The sequence below is a fragment of the Candidatus Rhodobacter oscarellae genome, assembly GCF_001078595.1.
GTDB classification, from domain to species: Bacteria; Pseudomonadota; Alphaproteobacteria; order Rhodobacterales; family Rhodobacteraceae; genus Rhodobacter_B; species Rhodobacter_B oscarellae.
This window is the reverse complement of the sequence record NZ_LFTY01000002.1, coordinates 3,518,977-3,534,877: the sequence shown is the minus strand read 5'-3', so window position 1 is coordinate 3,534,877 and position 15,901 is coordinate 3,518,977. Positions and strand designations below refer to the sequence as shown.

The following is a 15,901-nucleotide window of genomic DNA, read 5'->3' as shown; positions in this document are numbered from 1 at the left end:
GGATCGCGACGCCATGCGTAGAAATGCACTCGTGCCGCTCTCTTCGGCCCAGACGCTTTGGTCCGCCGATCCCATTTTGACCGCGCGCCTAGCGCGCAGTGCGGCGGCCTCGGGTGCTCCATCCCCCCAGGTGATCCCGGGTGCCGCCGTTCTTTTGCTGCCGCTTCATTTGCCCCTGAAAACGGACCGAAAGCGCCGCGCCGCGCTGCCCTTTGCTCTTGAGCCGCACCTTAGCGCCGGGCCGGAGGAGACCCATGTCGCCCTTGGCCCAGAAATCGGCGATCAGACCTGGCTTTGCGCCGCGATTGACCGGCTTGATGCCATGTCGTGGCTTGATGCGGAGGGCGGCGGCCCGCTGCTGCCCGATATCCTTGCCGTGCCCGTGCCCACGGGTGGCGTGGATTGGGGGCTGTGGTGCAGCGATCGCGCTATCTATATCCGCTTGGCCGAAGGTGGTGGGCTATGTGTCGCCCGTGATGCCTTTGCCGATCTGTGGCGCGCGCAACATCGTCCCGCGCTAGAGCTGGCCTTTGGGACGCCGCCGCCTGGGGTGGAGATCGCGCGGGTTCTGACCGAGCTTCCTGATGTGGACGCCTCTGTATTGACGCTGGATCTGCGGCAGGGGCTTGCGCCGGCGGCGGTCTCAAAACAGTGGCGCAGGCGTTTGCGATTTGCGGCCGCTGCCGGCGTTTTGACCATACTGGCCCACGCGGCGTTGCTGGAGTTTGACGCGCGCGCCCTGTCGCATCTGAGCCAAGACCGCGGCAACCAACTGCGCGCCGCTTTGGCCGCGCGAGGGTCAAGCTTGGATCTCTCGTTGCCGACGCAGACCGTGGCCCGCGCCCTGTTGCGTACAGGCGCGACGGGCCCAACGCCGGATCCGTTCCTGCTCATCCTGTCGCAGGTGTTCTCGGCGATCCCATCGGGGTCGGTCAGGTTGCGCGATCTGCGGTATGACGCGGCAACCGCCAGCCTGACGCTGTTGCTGACAGGCGATGATCTTGCCGCGCTGCAACGGGCCGAAACCAGCCTCAAATCGCAAGGCATCGCTGTGACCAGCGGGTCGGCGGCGCAGACGGCCAGAGGCGCCGAGATGCAGATCGTTGTTTCGGGGGCCGGGTGATGCGCAGGCTGACACCACGCGAGCAGGTTTTGCTTTTCGGTCTCGGCGGGCTTCTGAGCATGTCGGTTCTGTGGGCGCAGGTCTGGCAGCCGGCGCTTACGAGCAAGCGCGACAGCTATGCGCAGCTGACCAAGATCGACGCGATTGAAGGGCTTTTGCACAGCCTGCCCATATCGGTGGTGCCACAGGAGATGCCCGAGCCATTGCGGCTGCGCGTCACCGGCACGGCAAGCGAGGCGGGGTTGGAGATCCGCCGCCTGGATCCGCAGGGGGCGGCGCTGTCGGTCTCCCTGGACAAGGTGCCCTTTGCCGCGCTGATCTCCTGGGTGGAGACGTTGAGCACAACAGCAGGCGTGCGCGTCTTGGCGGCTGAGATCGGGCGGCTGCCCGAACCCGGCCAGGTCACGGCCCGCCTCTTACTGGAGAATTCCCTATGACGGCAATTCCTTACCGCTTCGCCAGCGCCCAAAAGCTTGTGGTAACGCCAGAAAGCGAGACCTGCGTCTACGCCGCCGAAACTCCGCTTGCGGCATTGGCGGAAGCCCAGCGGGTGACGGCAAAGGCTCTGCGGTTCCAGCAGGTCTCGGACGTGGTTCTGGCCGAGCAGATGGAAGACAGCTATCGCGACAGCGCCACGGAAGCCGCGGGCGCGGCAGAGCAGGCGCGGGACACGGATGCCGATCTGGCCGCCCTGGCCGACAGCGCCGCGGCGGTCGATGACCTGTTGGACCAACGCGAAGACGCCCCGGTTGTCCGGCTGATCAACGCGCTGCTTTTGGAGGCCATTCGGGGCCGCGCCTCGGATGTGCATATCGAAGCCGAAGAGCATCATCTGGTCGTGCGCTTTCGCGTCGACGGCATCCTGCGCGAGGCGCTGCGATCAAACCGGGCTTTGGCCCCGCAACTGATCAGCCGCATCAAGGTGATGGGACGGCTCGACATCGCAGAAAAGCGCCTGCCCCAGGATGGGCGCGTGTCCTTGCGGGTGGCGGAGTTCCATTTGGACGCGCGGATCTCGACCATTCCAACCCAGCACGGAGAGCGGGTCGTCATGCGTCTGCTGGACCGGGGCCAGACCCGCGTCGGGGTGGTCGGGCTGGGAATGACGCAAGAGATGCAAGCCACGTTCGAGCAGCTTCTGGAGCGGCCCGATGGCCTGATCCTGGTCACGGGCCCCACCGGGTCGGGCAAAACCACGACGCTCTATGCGGGGCTGGATAGGCTCAACGACCGCCAGCGCAACATCATGACGATTGAAGATCCGATTGAGTATGCGCTGCCGGGCATCGCGCAGATGCAGGTCAACCCCGCCACCGATCTGACCTTTGCACGCGGATTGCGCGCACTTTTGAGGCAGGATCCCAATGTGATCATGGTGGGCGAGATCCGCGACGGCGAGACCGCCAGGACGGCGGTGGAAAGCGCCATGACCGGGCATCTGGTTCTATCGACCCTGCATACGAACTCTGCCATTGGATCGATCGCGCGCCTGCTTGATTTGGGGGTCGAGCGTTTCTTGCTGGCGCCGATGCTGCGCGGGCTCTTGGCGCAGCGGCTCGTGCGCCGGGTGTGCCCCAATTGCGCGACCGACCATGAAGTGACCCCCAGCGAAGCGGCGCTGATGTCGAACCTGCTGCGCCCAGGCGAGAGGATCCTCAAAGGTCTAGGATGCGAGGAGTGTCACCAGACAGGCTATCACGGGCGCGCCGCCCTATATGACCTGATCGAAGTGACACCCCGGCTAGAGCAGGCCATTGCCGCGGGCGCCCCTGAGGCCGATCTGGCGGCGACCGTGCAGCGCTCGGTTCCGGGTCTGATCAGCGATGGCGTTGCCAAGATCCGGCAAAGGCAGACCACCCCGCAAGAGGTGGCCCGGGTCATCTTCGAAACAACAGCGAATAGCGCGGCATGACCCAGCGGTTTCGCTATCAGGCGTTTGACGCAGCGGGGCGGATGATCCGGGGAGACATCGCCGCCGAAGATAGCGCCGAGGCCCGTGGGCTGTTGCGCGAAAAGGGGCTGACCGCGATGTCCGTCTCGGCCCGCACCAGGCTGGAGCTGGGCGCGCTTGGCCAGATCTTTGACCGCAGCGCGCATCGGATGCCGGCGGCGGATTTGGCGGTGTTCACCCGGCAGATGGCGACCTTGCTGGGCAGCGGGGTGCAGATCGAAGTCGCGCTGGCCGCGCTTGGGCAGCAATCGCACCCCCGTCTGGCCGCCCATTGCCAGGCCTTGCGGACCAGCATCCTGGATGGGGACAGCTTCGCCACCGCGCTGCGCACGCGCGCGTTGGGGCTTGATCGGTTCTACCTGACCTCGATTGAAGCGGCCGAGCGCGCCGGTCGCCATGGCGCGGTGATGCGCTATCTTGCCGACCACGCCGAGGCCCGGCTGCGCAACCGCCAGACCATTGGGCTTGCCATGATCTACCCGGCGATCCTGATCATCGTCTCAATTGCCGTTGTCGTCGGGCTGCTGGTGTTCTTGCTGCCTGACATCGTGCGCGTGTTCGCGGCCCGCGGGGCGGAGCTGCCCACCCTAACCAAGCTGATGATCGGGCTCAGCGATTTTCTGGCGGGAAACGCCGCCCTGCTGGGGCTGGGTCTGATCGGCGTGATCGGCGCCGTTCCGATGCTGTTGCGCCGCGCCGAGATACGGCCGGTCTGGCACCGGCTGTTGTGGCGGGTTGGCCTGGCGCGCCAGGTGACGATTGTCCAATTCACTGGCACGCTGGCCACGCTGACCCAGAGCGGCGTGCCCTTGGCCGACGCATTGGCATCTGCCAGCGCCACCGTCGGCAATGAGACCGCCCGCCAGATCCTGCAAGACGTCACCCGCGACGTGCGGGACGGCGCCGGGCTGTCCCGCGCCTTGGGGCGCCATAAGGGCTTTGACCCAATGATGCTCACCATGATTGCCAGCGGCGAGGCGAGCGGCGCCTTGCCCGCCATGCTGGCCCGGTTTTCGCAAGACCAGTCCCTGGCGCTGCAAGCGCGGGTCAAAGCCCTTGTCGGGCTGGTTGAGCCCCTTGTTCTGCTGGCTTTGGGCGGCGTGGTGATGCTGCTCGTCCTGGCCATTCTGATGCCCATCGTCAACCTCAACACGCTGGTCGGCTGACCCGCTGTTGCCACCCGAGAGGAGGATCGCCATGACACATCAAACAGGTATAAGCCGCCGCACGCTTTTGGGTGGGCTGGCCGCTGTTTCGGCCCTAGGCGGATGCGGTGGCAATCAACGACCCGCTAGAAGCGTAAACCAACCTGCCTCAAGCGCCGTGCCCGCCTTGCTGCTGCCGCTGACAGGTTCGAATGCCGGGCTGGGGCAACGGATGGCCAAGGCGGTTTGGTTGCAAGAGGATTTGGGCGGCCTGCCGAGGCGGACCCTGGTGCTCGATGCAGGCGAGACGCCAGAGCAGGCGGTTTCAGCGGCCCAAGACGCCACGCAAAGGGGCGCCAACCTGCTGATCGGGCCGCTCTTGCGCGACCAGACGCCCAGCGTGGTCCGCGCCGCGGGCCAGGTGCCCGTGATGACCCTGTCAAACGACAACGCCCTCGCGCAAGCGGGCGCCTGGGTCTTTGGCGTGACGCCAAAACAATCCGCCGACGCCGTGCTGCGCTACGCCAAATCCGCGAGATCCAAGCGGGTCGTCTTGCTGGACAGCGGCGACGCGCTGAGCGCACGGGCCGCATCCGCGCTGGACCAAGGCGCGCGCAAAGCCGGGATCGCCCGCGTCACGAAGATCCCCGCGTCCACCGCATCCGAGCAGATCGCAAACGCCCTGCGCCAGGCCGGCGGCGGGGAGATGCCCGATATTCTCTATGTGCCGGCATCCGACGATCGGGCACAGTCCCAGGCCATTGCAGCCGTCGGCGCCGGCGTCACGACCATTGGGTCCTTGCAATGGTCCGGGCTGTCCCGCGATGCATTTTTGCGGCTGGACAAAGCCTGTTACACCGGCCCCGACCCGGTGCAGTTCAACCGCCTTTCCGCGGCCTATATGGCGCAGCTTGACGAGCAGATGGGCGTGATTGCGGCCCTCGCCGTGGATGCGGTCGCGCTGGCGCATCAGGTCGGCGGCGGCCCGGCGCTGGATCGCAAGAAGCCGGCACAAGGCCTGCTTGGGCAATACCAGTTCCTGCCGGACCGGACCCTTAAGCGAGAGCTGGCCGTCCTTCGGATCAACGGTGGCGCGGTCGAACGGGTGGCATGAGACGCCGCCGCAATGCCAGCTCTGGCGTGACGCTGATTGAGATGCTGCTGGCGCTGGCGGTGTCGAGCATGATCGGCGTGGCGGGGTTTGTGCTGTTGGAGGGGATGACACGCACCGAGCAAGGCGTGACGGGCGCGCTTTCGCGCCTATCCGAACAGGATCGCGCGTTTCGACTGTTCTCAATGGATGTGGCGCAGGCCGTGGGAGCCAGGTTTCGCGACACCGGTGCGTTGGAGCTACAGCAGCTTGACCACCTAATTGTCTGGAGCGCCGAGGATCAGGCCGTCACCCGCATCCTGGCCTTTGAAGGGCGCGCGCCTTTCCCGCAGCAGGTCCTAAACCAAGAGGCAGAGTTCCGCATGACGCGCCCGGGCGTGGTGGCGTTCCGGTTGCCCCAAGAGGACGCCTGGCGGCTGGCCCCGCTGCCGGAGGCAACGCCGTGAGCGCGCGGGACCAAAGCGCAGGCGTGAGCCTGTTGAACACGCTCGTGGTGATCGCGGTGGGCGCAAGCCTGGCGCATGCGATGCTGTCTGATCAGGACGCTGCCTTGTCTCGTTTGGGGGCGACTCAGAACTTGGCGCAGGCCACGGCTTTGGCCAATGGGGGGATCGCATCGGTGGCCACCGCCTTGCAGCGCGACTTTCGCGAGGCCCCCGAGGCCGATCACCTTCGCGAGCCCTGGGCGCAGGCGGCGCAACAGCAAATAGAGCTCGATTTTGGCACGTTTGAGGTAGAGATCGTGGACGCGCGCGGCCGGTTTGACCTTAACGCGCTGACGCCGGTCAATCTGGCCGAGCAGCGTCTCTTTGCGGCCCTTTTGGTCGCGCTTGATCTGCCCAAGGCGCTGGGCGCGCAAATCTCGAGAATCATCGCGCAAAACGGCCCGCTGCGCCATCCTGATGATCTGCGTCGGTATGGCATTTCCGACGGGGATCTCGAGCGGCTGACCCCCTATCTGGGCACGTTCCAAACCCGTGGCGCGGTCAATGTGAACGCCGCGGACGCCCCGGTTCTGTCGGCGCTTTTTGGCAATGCTGAGCTGGCACAGAGCCTGAGCGCACGCAGATCCGCCAAAGGGTTCCTTGATGCCAGCGATTTGGCGGCATTCGGAGCCATTCTGCCAAGCCTGGGCAGTTTCGCGTCGGACAGTTTTGACATCCGTGCCGTGGTCCGTGTGGGGCAGGCAAAGGTCGAGATCCATCGCCGCCTGACCCGCGATCCGCGCAACGGTCAAGTGCGCAGCTCTTCTATTCAATAAAAAACCGCCGCGAGAGAATTCCCGCGGCGGCTGGTGATGTGGGCTTGTTCCGGTTCTACAATTCGAACGGGTCAGCCGTCAGGCGGAGGGTGAGATCCGCGTTTGTGACATCAATAGGCGCATCGTTTGGCCCCTGGCCAAAAGCCTGCTGGAAGGTTTGACCCAGCGGCGGGGTGCCGCCCGCGTCAGAGCCACCCCCACCGCAGGCGGCCAATCCAGCCAGACAGGCGGCGAGAAGACCCAGCTTGGTGCGTTTGCTCGCGAATTCCATAGCGGCCTCCTTAGTTTACGACCGACACGGTGCCGTTAGGCGAACCGGGCACGGGCGAGTTTAGGTAGGGGAACGCGTTCTGCATCTCAGTGGCTGACAGAGGCGCGCCGTCGGTCAAGGCCACCGTGCCTGCAGGTGCCTGCTCTGGCGTGCAGAAGCCCAGATTGACCAGATCGGTCGCGGTGTCCTCGACCGCCCCGTCGACACCCAGCTCGGCGCCAAGCGGCACCGGATGGCACAGCGCGCCCATGGCCACGCGCAGGACGATGTCGACGACGTCATCACCCGGACGGCGGCCGTTGGGGAAGCCGGCGAGATCCTCGGCCACAACACCGAACGTGCTTTGCTGGTCACGCGGCGTGGCCGGCACAGCGGTGTTCAGGCGCATCATCTCAGAGGCAACGACCTCTTGCGGCTGGTTCAGGCCCGGGAGCCCTGTCAGGAACGTGGCCACAAGGTCGGTCCGCGGCAGGTTTGTCGGCGCGAGGTTGTTCTCTGCCCCCAAACGAGGGCCAAACAGAATCTCCACCAGACGCGGGAAGGACGGGTTCGTCACATAGGTGGCAAAGCCGCCATCATCGATGGGCTCCGAGCCGTTAAACCGGTCCTTGTCCGGAATGCCGATCACCACCTCGTTGACAAGCGGTATAGACACGCGCGATTGCTGAACCAGAGCACCGCCGACGCGCGACGTGTCCTCATAGCTGGGCGATGGGTTTTCCAGCTCGCCCTGCGGCAGGCTCGACGTGGTCCAGGCACCGATCACCGGGTCGTCGTCTTCTGTGATGCAGTGGATTGGCAGCTCGAGCGCCAAGGTCGTGACATTGAGCTTGCCGAAGACATCGTCATTCACCCGGCTTTGGGTGATGCCGCCGACAAACCCGCCACCATCACCGGCACCGGGCGCGCTGTCGGCCTCAATGGGGATGAGGTTGATCAGGTCAAAGATCTCTCCCAGATTGATCGCGAATGCCTCGGCCCGCTGACCGACAAAGACCCGGCCCGGCATGTCACATTCGGCCATGTCGAAGTCATAGATGTATTGGTCGGCATAGGCGTCGTAATCGGGCAGGGTCTTGAGGCCCACGTGATCCAGCGGCTTTGTGAAGGTCGCATTGCCAGAGCCCGATTGGGTCAGCGCGCTGCGGTCTCCGCTGCGCCGATCACCCTCAACTAGCGTCAGCGAGTAGGTCTCGCTTTCGTTGAGAAGCGACTGGTCGTTGGCCAGAATGGGCCCGGCATATTTGAGTGGAATCGCGACATTCTCGCCGCCGATATCCAGGCCGATCCCCGCGCCGCCATTGGCCAGTTGGTTCTCAAAGTCGAATTGGAAGGTCAGGTCCTCGATGGCATCGCCGTCATTGTCGATATGGACCTCATAAACAGCGTCGGCGTCCATGGTGTAGTAGCTGGGCCCACCGTAGTTCACCTGCAGCGGCTGGTAGTTGGCCAGCAGCGTCACATAGCCCTCGCGGCCCGGTTCATAGCTGCGGAACATGTAAAAATCGGTCCCGTCAACTTTCGGGTGCTCGGTGATTGCAGGTGCCTCGCGGTGAGATGAGGCCGGTGCAGGACCGGCTAGGGTCCAGGTCACGGCCACCAAAGCCGTGCTAAGGACCAATGCGGTTTTGATCTTCATGTCATTTCCTCTTCAGATTGTTTGGCGCACGGCGCTACCGTTCGCAAAAGATGACCCTTTGCGTTCAATGCCGTCCGACAGCGGAGTATGTGCCCGCCTGCGCTTATCCGCAGGTTTGGGACTTCAGGTGCTGCACCCTATTAGACGAGCCGCCCGCCGGAATAGTTTCGCAAACCGAAACGTTTTCTGAGCATTTCTCGTATCGCTATTCAGACCCCTTTTTCTATTGAGAGGTGCCGAATGTCTTTGGTTCACTTGGATCTGGCCGCCGCTTCTGTGCTGGCGGGATTGCTGGGCTGGGCCACGTTGCGCGACCTTGAGCGCTATGAGATCCCGGACGCGGCCAGCCTTGGTCTGGTGGCGATTGGCCTGGCGTTGAGCCCGTGGTCGGCGGTCACCCAGCCGCAGGCCGCGCTTTTGGGCGCCGCCTTGGGCTACGGCGTCTTTGCAGGGCTCGGGGAGCTCTATTTCAGACGGACAGGCATAGATGGGCTGGGGTTGGGGGATGCCAAGCTGCTTGCCGCGGCAGGTGCTTGGCTGGGCTGGGCCGCGCTCCCCTTGGTGGTCGGCCTGGCGGCGGTATCTGCCTTATGTTTTGCCGTGATCACCCGTCGGCGGCGCCTGGCCTTTGGCCCATGGCTGTCCATGGCGTTTTGGATGATTTGGGTGGCCCGTGGAATGACGGGGCTAGACGGGCTGTAGCCCTGCCGCTCAAATCCTCAAGGACCGCGGCAGGGTTTGGGTGTAGGTCTGTGAGTTCCTCAGACGCTGACCAATACAAGACAGCCGTTGGGCATGGTGATTTCGGCGTGCTCGCTAAGGGGCGGCGAAATCTGCGCATCGCCTGCCAAGAACTGCTTGCCGTTCATCCAAAGCTCGCCCTCTACAACGAAAATATGCTCAGCGCGCTCGTGCAGATGCGGCTTGATCGACGCCCCGGGCAGGCATCGTAGCAGATAGGTCGAGCGGCCCGAAACCTCATCGGTCGCCAGAACTTTCTTCCACACCTTATCCGAGCGCTGCACCCATTCCCCTTCATCGGCCCGCAGGCTTTGGGTGGGTTCGGCCTCTAGCCCGTCAAGTTCTGCCTCGATGGCGTCAAACAAGCCCTTTGGCGGTTCCGCCTCTGGGAAGCTTTTGAGCAGAGGCGCGAATTGCTCGGCCATCAGCTGTGTGTCGGCAGCGAGGTCCGGACGGGTGCCCGGCAGATGTGTGTCGGAGGTCTTAAACGCCGCCTCAAAGATCTCGGTTCCAAGATGCATGTGTGTTCTTTTCATTGCATCGCTTCCTTTAGTGCGGCAAGTCCGCGTCTGACCCAACTTTTGGCGGTCCCAACGGGTATATCTAGAACACTCGCCAGTTCTTTGTAAGTGTAGCCCTGAAAATAGCAAAGCATCAGTGCCCTTTGATACTCAGGTCGCAAATCCTGCATCAACCGGCGGATCACCATCGAGTCAATCGTCATGTCCGCAGGGTCGCTTCCTAGGCGGATATCCGGCACCTCATCAGTGAATTCCACAAAGCCGCGCGCGCGTTCCGAGCGCAGCCGGTCGATGGCGCAGTTGCGCGCGATAGAGCCTATCCAGGCCAGCGGGTTGCCGAACTTGGCGTCAAACTGATCCGCCCGCTTCCAGATGCGCACAAATGTCTCCTGCGCCACATCATTTGCCATTTCGCGATCCCTGAGGATGCCTAGGACGATACCGAAAACATAGCGCGCACTTATGTCATAAAATCGACGAAACGCTCCTCGATCCCCGATTGCGCAGCTCTGCAGCAACTCTGACATCTGTCTGGATTGCTCTGCCGCACACATTCTACCCGTCGCGTTCCTGATGCGTTGCGATTTGGGCACCAACTTGGTTACACCCACGGTTTGTCCCTTCACTGGTCATGTTTCTCAACATTACGGACCTCAGGTGCTAAAAGTTGCACTCCATCAGAATTTGTTCTCCGGGGTTCATCAGCGGGACCTCTGCAACGCCATCGCCCGCGCTTTGAGGATCGGCATATCCGTGCATCGTAATATAGAAATGCGTGTATCCACGACATCTCGCCCGCACGAAGGCGCGCAAATCCCGGCCATGCAAAGTGACCTCCCCCAGGGTCGACCATACCACAGTTGGCGCTGGGCGGGCAACGATCTGCTGCCGGGGGGGCAGGCCGAGCGTGACGAGCGCCGCCACGGCCACCCCCAGAAAAAGCCCCAACCCCAGAATGGCGAGCTCCCGTCGAACCCCGGCGGGCTGCGGCCTTTGCGGGGCGGCCGGCATCTCTGCGTCGAGCTGGCGTTCAATCCGCGCGAACAGATCTGGCAGGGGCTCCGCCTCATCCAGCAGCCCCACCAGGGGCGCCGCCGCCTCCAGGTTGGGCTCGGACCCTTGCGTTGAGGGCCGCCCGGGCCTTAGGCGTCGGACCAGCACTTTAAGGCGGGCAAAGAAGCTCACAACTTTCCCTTTTTGTTGCATTGACAGCAAAACGGTTCGCGGCGCGATTGAGTTGCAAGTGCCGTGGCGTCACGTTGGCATTAAATTCCGGCGTACCATTCGTAGCCGCGATCCTCCCAATACCCGCCGCCTCCAGGCCCAGTGACGCTGGCCCCCCGAACCAGGTCAGCACATCGAAGCGACAAGCCATGTTCCGGGCTTCTCTCAGGGAGGCTGCGGGCCAGTTGCCGGCGGCACACCCATGGAATGCTCAAAAGACGATCAGAACGACCAGAAGATAGGCTCCACGAGCAAAGCATCCCCTCCGCGCGCCGCGCCGCTCTCGAATCCGCTTTTGCCGCACAGGTCGATGCGCCACCCACAATGCCATGGCCAAGCCGCTTTCCATACTTGTCGTCGAGGAGGTCCAGGATCGGGCGTTGATGATCGTCGACAGCCTCGCCGAGCTTGGCGATCACGACATCCAGGTGATCTCGGAGGTCTCCGGTTTGGCCCGCAGGATCGCCGAGCGGAACCCGGACGTGGTGCTGGTTGATCTCACCAGCCCGACCCGGGACACGATCGAAGAGCTGACCCTCGCCACGGCCCCGATGGAGCGCCCGGTTGCGATGTTCGTGGACGAAAGCGACGACCGGCTGACCCAGGCCGCCATCGAGGCGGGGGTCTCTGCCTATGTGGTCGACAACCTGCGGGCGGATCGGATCCGCCCGGTCCTGTCCGCCGCCATCGCGCGGTTCCAGATGTTCCGGCGCATGCGCAACGAGCTGGACGAAACCAAGCGGGCCCTGGAAGAGCGCAAGACCCTGGATCGCGCCAAGGGCCTTTTGATGAAGAACCGCGGGCTCAGCGAGGACGAGGCCTATGGGCTGCTGCGCAAGACGGCGATGGATCAGGGCAAGAAGATATCCGAGATCTCTGCAGCTCTCGTCACGGCTGCGGATCTTCTTTCATGAATACGCGCCTTAAGATTGGATACGTCCCGCTGGTGGACGCGGCGCCGCTGATCGTCGCCTCTTATATGGGGTTCGACCGCGAGGAGGGGCTGACCCTGGATCTCGTGCGCGCGCCCTCCTGGGCGACGCTGAGGGATATGCTGGCGTTCGGACGGGTCGATGCGGCGCATATGCTGGCCCCGGTGCCCGTCGCCATGGCGCTTGGAATTGGCGGCGTTGCGTCGCCCATATCGGCCCTTATGGTTCTGTCTGTGAACGGCAACGTGATTGGGGTGAGCCAGGACCTGGCGCTGCGGCTCGCCGATCAGGGCCACGACTTTGCCTTCTGCGACGCCACAAAAGCCGGGACCGCGTTGATTGATGCCGCCAAGGGGCGGTTGCGCATCGGCGTGCCGTTCCCATTCTCGATGCATGCCGAGCTGCTCTATTGCTGGCTGTCCGCCTCCGGCCTACCGGCGCCGCAGAATGTCGAAATCCGCACCGTCCCGCCGCCCCTGATGGCGCATGCGATTGAGGCGGGCGAGATTGACGCGTTCTGCGTCGGCGAGCCTTGGGGCTCGATTGCGGTAGAGAACGGCACCGGCGCGCTGCTCTTGCCGGGCCGCGCGATCTGGAGCTTTGCGCCAGAGAAAGTTCTGGCCGTTCGCACGCGCTGGGCAGAGGAAGAGCCGGACCTGGCGGCCCGTTTGATGCGCGCGGTCTGGAAGGCCAGCCGGTGGTTGGGGCGCGGCGGGCTGAACACGACCGCCTCGGAGCTGCTCGCAAGATCAGAGTATCTCGACATCGCGCCCGACATCATCGACCGCGCGTTTCAGGGCAGGCTGGTGATCAATCCCGATGGCGAGACCCGCAAATGCGCGAACTTCGTCGAGTTCTACGAGGGCGCGGCGACCTTTCCATGGAAGAGCCAGGCGGCCTGGATCGCTGACCGGATGGCCAGCCGGCTGGGCCTGGACCGCATTCAGGCGATGGACCAAGCGCAGGCCGTCTTCCGCTCGGACCTGTATCGGCAGCACCTTGGTGACATCGGGGCCGTTTTGCCGAGCGCGTCGTCAAAAGTAGAGGGCGCGAATCCGGAAGAGACCGGCGTGGCCTCTGTTGGGGGGCGACTGATTCTGGCCGAGAACCGATTTTTTGATGGTCAAATTTTCGATCCTTTGGCGCGCAAGTGATGAAATTCCAGGCAAACCGGGCCTCAGGTTGCTGCGCCGCAGAAAGTTGGCCCAAGACTCTTTGAAGCCCGGCCCCCGTCCGGCATGTTGTTTATCGAGAGCAATGGCGCTCTTTACGAATTTCTCCCAAGTGGGCGACCCGAGCAAAGCCGCTCGACCGGACCTAATGCGCATCCTCCTCCCGCGCGTGGTTCGGTCGTGCGGCTTTTTTTGTTGTTCCGTGCTGCTGAATCCAGGCAGCCCGCAGAAGGAAATACAAATGAGAAACCTAGTATCCGGTCTGGTGCTGTCAGCCGCGCTTGCGACAAGCGCGTCGGCGGAACTTTTGGACCTTGAGAAAGACGAACTGACCTTTGGCTTCATTAAGCTGACGGACATGGCCCCGCTGGCGGTGGCCTACGAGCAAGGCTACTTCCTGGACGAGGGCCTGTTCGTGACGCTTGAAGCCCAGGCGAACTGGAAGGTGCTGCTGGACGGCGTGATCGACGGGCAGCTTGACGGCGCGCATATGCTGGCCGGTCAGCCGCTGGCGGCGACGATCGGCTTCGGCACCGAGGCGCATATCATCACGCCCTTCTCGATGGACCTGAACGGCAACGGCATCACCGTCTCAAACGAGATCTGGGACAAGATGCGCCCGCATATCCCCTCGATGGACGATGGCCGCCCGCAGCACCCGATCTCTGCATCGGCGCTGAAGCCGGTGGTCGAAGAGTTCAAGGACGCGGGCAAGCCCTTCAACATGGGCATGGTGTTCCCGGTCTCCACCCATAACTACGAGCTGCGCTACTGGCTGGCCGCCGGCGGCCTGCACCCGGGCTACTACTCGCCCGAGAACATCTCGGGCCAGATCGGCGCCGACGTGCTGCTTTCGGTGACCCCGCCGCCGCAGATGCCCGCCACCTTGGAGGCCGGCACGATCTACGGCTACTGCGTGGGCGAGCCCTGGAACCAGCAGGCCGTGTTCAAAGGCATCGGCGTGCCGGTGATCACCGACTACCAGCTCTGGAAGAACAACCCCGAGAAGGTCTTTGGCATCACCAATGAGTTCGCCGAGAAGTACCCCAACACCACGCTGGCCCTGACCAAGGCGCTGATCCGCGCCGCGATCTGGCTGGACGAGAACGACAACGCCAACCGCCCCGCGGCGGTGGAGATCCTGTCGCGGCCCGAATATGTGGGCGCCGATTACGACGTGATCGCCAACTCGATGACCGGCTTCTTCGAGTTCGAGAAGGGCGACAAGCGCGACATCCCGGACTTCAACGTGTTCTTCCGCTACAACGCGACTTACCCGTTCTACTCGGACGCCGTGTGGTACCTGACGCAGATGCGCCGCTGGGGCCAGATCGCCGAGCCGAAGTCGGACGCCTGGTATGACGAGGTCGCCAAGAAGGTGTACCGCCCGGATATCTACCTGGAGGCCGCGCGCCTGGTGGTGGACGAGGGCTATGCCTCTGAGGTCGACTTCCCCTGGGACAGCACCGGCTACAAGGATGTGACCCCGGCCGAGGATATCATCGACGGCATCCCCTATGACGGGACCCAGCCGAACGCCTACCTTGAGAGCCTGCCCATCGGGCTGCGCGGCGAGCAGATCGTCGTGGGCACCGAGATACAGGGCTAAGCAAAGCGAAGCAAGGGCGGGACAAGTCCCGCCCTACAAAGCTCGCGCAACAACCGTAGGGCGGGACTTGTCCCGCCCCCGTCTCCACAAAAGCGAAGGCATGCTCCATGACCGCTGTTGACCCGAACTTCTCCGCGGCAGAGGCCAAAGAGGCCCAGAAAGAAGCGCGGCGCGCCCGCCTGTTCACCCGCATCAACAAGGCCGACAAGTGGTTCCAGGTTCTGGGGCTGTCCTGGCTGACCCCCGTTCTCAAGGCCGCCGCGGGCGACAATCCGCGCGCGCAGGCGGGCGAGATCTGGCGGCTTCTGGGCGTGCCGATCCTGGCCATCACGGCCTTCCTTACGCTTTGGGGCATGCTGGCCCCGCAGGTCCAGACCTCGCTGGGCGCGGTTCCCGGCCCCGGGCAGGTCTGGGAGCAGGCGCTGAACCTGCACGAGGACGCCCAGGCCAAGGCCGCCAAGAAGGCCGAGTTCGACGCCAAGGTCGCCAAGCTGAACGAGCGCCTGATCGCCCAGGGCAAAGAGCCCAAGGCGCGCGCCTTCACCGGCGCCCCGACCTATTACCAGCAGATCTGGACCTCGATCCAGACCGTGTTCTTCGGCTTCATGATCGCCACCGTGGTCGCCGTGCCCCTTGGCATCGCGGCGGGGCTTTCGCCGATTGCCAACGCGGCGCTGAACCCGCTGATCCAGATCTTCAAGCCCGTCTCGCCGCTGGCCTGGCTGCCGATTGTGACCATGATCGTCTCGGCGCTGGCGGCCTCTAACGATGGCCTGCTGCCCAAGAGCTTTGTGATCTCGGCCATCACGGTCACGCTCTGCTCGCTTTGGCCGACGCTGATCAACACCGCGCTGGGTGTGGCGAGCATCGACAAGGACCTGGTGAACGTCTCCAAGGTCCTCAAGATGAACACCTATACCAAGATCACCAAGCTGGTGCTGCCCTCGGCGCTGCCGCTGATCTTCACCGGGCTGCGGCTGTCGCTGGGCGTGGGCTGGATGGTGCTGATCGCCGCCGAGATGCTGGCGCAGAACCCCGGCCTGGGCAAGTTCGTCTGGGACGAGTTCCAGAACGGCTCCAGCCAGTCGCTGGCCAAGATCATGGTCGCGGTGCTGACCATCGGCATCATCGGCTTCCTGCTGGACCGGGTGATGTACGCGCTGCAGTCGCTCTTTACCTTCACCAATAACCGGTAGGCCGA

17 protein-coding genes are annotated in these 15,901 nt (G+C 63.9%); 12 read left to right on the top strand and 5 right to left on the bottom strand.

The window, feature by feature from the left end; translation table 11 throughout:
• Positions 1 to 13 precede the first annotated feature (13 nt).
• The 7 genes from gspL to AIOL_RS21630 are packed head-to-tail and all read left to right on the top strand — an operon-like array spanning position 14 to position 6,591.
• Positions 14 to 1,123, top strand: a complete 1,110-nt coding sequence (gene gspL, locus AIOL_RS21660; protein ID WP_082152727.1) for a type II secretion system protein GspL — start codon at positions 14 to 16, stop codon at positions 1,121 to 1,123.
• Positions 1,123 to 1,560, top strand: a complete 438-nt coding sequence (gene gspM, locus AIOL_RS21655) for a type II secretion system protein GspM (RefSeq protein ID WP_049644896.1) — start codon at positions 1,123 to 1,125, stop codon at positions 1,558 to 1,560. The genes gspL and gspM overlap by 1 nt, the downstream gene beginning before the upstream one ends.
• Positions 1,557 to 3,035 carry a GspE/PulE family protein gene (locus AIOL_RS21650; protein ID WP_049644895.1) on the top strand — a complete coding sequence of 493 codons (1,479 nt, stop codon included), beginning with the start codon at positions 1,557 to 1,559 and terminating at the stop codon, positions 3,033 to 3,035. Before gspM ends, AIOL_RS21650 begins: the two co-directional genes overlap by 4 nt.
• Positions 3,032 to 4,240: a type II secretion system F family protein gene (locus AIOL_RS21645; RefSeq protein WP_049644894.1), complete on the top strand. Its 1,209-nt coding sequence runs from the start codon at positions 3,032 to 3,034 to the stop codon at positions 4,238 to 4,240. The genes AIOL_RS21650 and AIOL_RS21645 overlap by 4 nt, the downstream gene beginning before the upstream one ends.
• A 31-nt stretch (positions 4,241 to 4,271) precedes the next feature.
• Entirely contained in the window at positions 4,272 to 5,333 is a 1,062-nt protein-coding gene (locus AIOL_RS21640) for a penicillin-binding protein activator (protein ID WP_082152726.1), read from the top strand.
• Positions 5,330 to 5,776, top strand: coding sequence for a PulJ/GspJ family protein (locus AIOL_RS21635; RefSeq protein ID WP_152912634.1), 447 nt, complete (start codon positions 5,330 to 5,332; stop codon positions 5,774 to 5,776). Before AIOL_RS21640 ends, AIOL_RS21635 begins: the two co-directional genes overlap by 4 nt.
• Positions 5,773 to 6,591, top strand: coding sequence for a type II secretion system minor pseudopilin (locus AIOL_RS21630; protein ID WP_049644891.1), 819 nt, complete (start codon positions 5,773 to 5,775; stop codon positions 6,589 to 6,591). Before AIOL_RS21635 ends, AIOL_RS21630 begins: the two co-directional genes overlap by 4 nt.
• A gap of 55 nt (positions 6,592 to 6,646) precedes the next feature.
• Here AIOL_RS21630 and AIOL_RS21625 read toward each other — a convergent pair whose 3' ends face one another.
• Both AIOL_RS21625 and AIOL_RS21620 read right to left on the bottom strand, forming a co-directional pair.
• A complete protein-coding gene (locus tag AIOL_RS21625; protein ID WP_049644890.1) occupies positions 6,647 to 6,862 on the bottom strand; it encodes a hypothetical protein in 216 nt (71 codons plus the stop codon).
• Between the two features lie 10 nt (positions 6,863 to 6,872).
• Positions 6,873 to 8,501, bottom strand: coding sequence for a DUF4331 domain-containing protein (locus tag AIOL_RS21620; RefSeq protein WP_049644889.1), 1,629 nt, complete (start codon positions 8,499 to 8,501; stop codon positions 6,873 to 6,875).
• 240 nt (positions 8,502 to 8,741) lie between these two features.
• Between AIOL_RS21620 and AIOL_RS21615 the strand changes: the two genes are divergently transcribed.
• Positions 8,742 to 9,203, top strand: coding sequence for a prepilin peptidase (locus tag AIOL_RS21615; RefSeq protein ID WP_049644888.1), 462 nt, complete (start codon positions 8,742 to 8,744; stop codon positions 9,201 to 9,203).
• 59 nt (positions 9,204 to 9,262) lie between these two features.
• Here the strand turns inward: AIOL_RS21615 and AIOL_RS21610 are convergent, their stop codons facing one another.
• From AIOL_RS21610 to AIOL_RS21600, 3 genes are all read right to left on the bottom strand, one after another.
• Positions 9,263 to 9,778: a cupin domain-containing protein gene (locus AIOL_RS21610; RefSeq protein WP_082152725.1), complete on the bottom strand. Its 516-nt coding sequence runs from the start codon at positions 9,776 to 9,778 to the stop codon at positions 9,263 to 9,265.
• Positions 9,775 to 10,290, bottom strand: coding sequence for an RNA polymerase sigma factor (locus tag AIOL_RS21605; protein WP_160314544.1), 516 nt, complete (start codon positions 10,288 to 10,290; stop codon positions 9,775 to 9,777). The genes AIOL_RS21610 and AIOL_RS21605 overlap by 4 nt, the downstream gene beginning before the upstream one ends.
• Positions 10,291 to 10,423: 133 nt before the next feature.
• Positions 10,424 to 10,948 carry a hypothetical protein gene (locus AIOL_RS21600; RefSeq protein ID WP_152912632.1) on the bottom strand — a complete coding sequence of 175 codons (525 nt, stop codon included), beginning with the start codon at positions 10,946 to 10,948 and terminating at the stop codon, positions 10,424 to 10,426.
• A 368-nt stretch (positions 10,949 to 11,316) separates the two neighbouring features.
• On the opposite strand from AIOL_RS21600, the gene AIOL_RS21595 reads away from it, so the two are divergent.
• The 4 genes from AIOL_RS21595 to AIOL_RS21580 all read left to right on the top strand — a co-directional run bounded on the left by AIOL_RS21595 (position 11,317) and on the right by AIOL_RS21580 (position 15,896).
• Complete coding sequence (locus AIOL_RS21595; protein WP_049644884.1) at positions 11,317 to 11,901, top strand: ANTAR domain-containing response regulator; 585 nt, start codon at positions 11,317 to 11,319, stop codon at positions 11,899 to 11,901.
• Positions 11,898 to 13,073, top strand: coding sequence for an ABC transporter substrate-binding protein (locus AIOL_RS21590; protein WP_049644883.1), 1,176 nt, complete (start codon positions 11,898 to 11,900; stop codon positions 13,071 to 13,073). The genes AIOL_RS21595 and AIOL_RS21590 overlap by 4 nt, the downstream gene beginning before the upstream one ends.
• Before the next feature lie 259 nt (positions 13,074 to 13,332).
• Positions 13,333 to 14,700 carry a CmpA/NrtA family ABC transporter substrate-binding protein gene (locus AIOL_RS21585; protein WP_049644882.1) on the top strand — a complete coding sequence of 456 codons (1,368 nt, stop codon included), beginning with the start codon at positions 13,333 to 13,335 and terminating at the stop codon, positions 14,698 to 14,700.
• Between the two features lie 107 nt (positions 14,701 to 14,807).
• Positions 14,808 to 15,896 (top strand): ABC transporter permease, encoded by a 1,089-nt coding sequence (locus AIOL_RS21580; RefSeq protein WP_049644881.1) that lies wholly within the window; start codon positions 14,808 to 14,810, stop codon positions 15,894 to 15,896.
• The last annotated feature ends 5 nt before the right edge of the window (positions 15,897 to 15,901 follow it).

Coding starts and splice junctions, on each gene's coding strand:
- AIOL_RS21580 (WP_049644881.1), top strand. CDS start 14,808: ATGACCGCTGTTGACCCGAACTTCTCCGCGGCAGAGGCCAAAGAGGCC.
- AIOL_RS21605 (WP_160314544.1), bottom strand. CDS start 10,290: ATGTCAGAGTTGCTGCAGAGCTGCGCAATCGGGGATCGAGGAGCGTTT.
- AIOL_RS21645 (WP_049644894.1), top strand. CDS start 3,032: ATGACCCAGCGGTTTCGCTATCAGGCGTTTGACGCAGCGGGGCGGATG.
- AIOL_RS21625 (WP_049644890.1), bottom strand. CDS start 6,862: ATGGAATTCGCGAGCAAACGCACCAAGCTGGGTCTTCTCGCCGCCTGT.
- gspM (WP_049644896.1), top strand. CDS start 1,123: ATGCGCAGGCTGACACCACGCGAGCAGGTTTTGCTTTTCGGTCTCGGC.
- AIOL_RS21610 (WP_082152725.1), bottom strand. CDS start 9,778: ATGAAAAGAACACACATGCATCTTGGAACCGAGATCTTTGAGGCGGCG.
- AIOL_RS21640 (WP_082152726.1), top strand. CDS start 4,272: ATGACACATCAAACAGGTATAAGCCGCCGCACGCTTTTGGGTGGGCTG.
- AIOL_RS21635 (WP_152912634.1), top strand. CDS start 5,330: ATGAGACGCCGCCGCAATGCCAGCTCTGGCGTGACGCTGATTGAGATG.
- AIOL_RS21650 (WP_049644895.1), top strand. CDS start 1,557: ATGACGGCAATTCCTTACCGCTTCGCCAGCGCCCAAAAGCTTGTGGTA.
- AIOL_RS21590 (WP_049644883.1), top strand. CDS start 11,898: ATGAATACGCGCCTTAAGATTGGATACGTCCCGCTGGTGGACGCGGCG.
- AIOL_RS21615 (WP_049644888.1), top strand. CDS start 8,742: ATGTCTTTGGTTCACTTGGATCTGGCCGCCGCTTCTGTGCTGGCGGGA.
- gspL (WP_082152727.1), top strand. CDS start 14: ATGCGTAGAAATGCACTCGTGCCGCTCTCTTCGGCCCAGACGCTTTGG.
- AIOL_RS21620 (WP_049644889.1), bottom strand. CDS start 8,501: ATGAAGATCAAAACCGCATTGGTCCTTAGCACGGCTTTGGTGGCCGTG.
- AIOL_RS21595 (WP_049644884.1), top strand. CDS start 11,317: ATGGCCAAGCCGCTTTCCATACTTGTCGTCGAGGAGGTCCAGGATCGG.
- AIOL_RS21585 (WP_049644882.1), top strand. CDS start 13,333: ATGAGAAACCTAGTATCCGGTCTGGTGCTGTCAGCCGCGCTTGCGACA.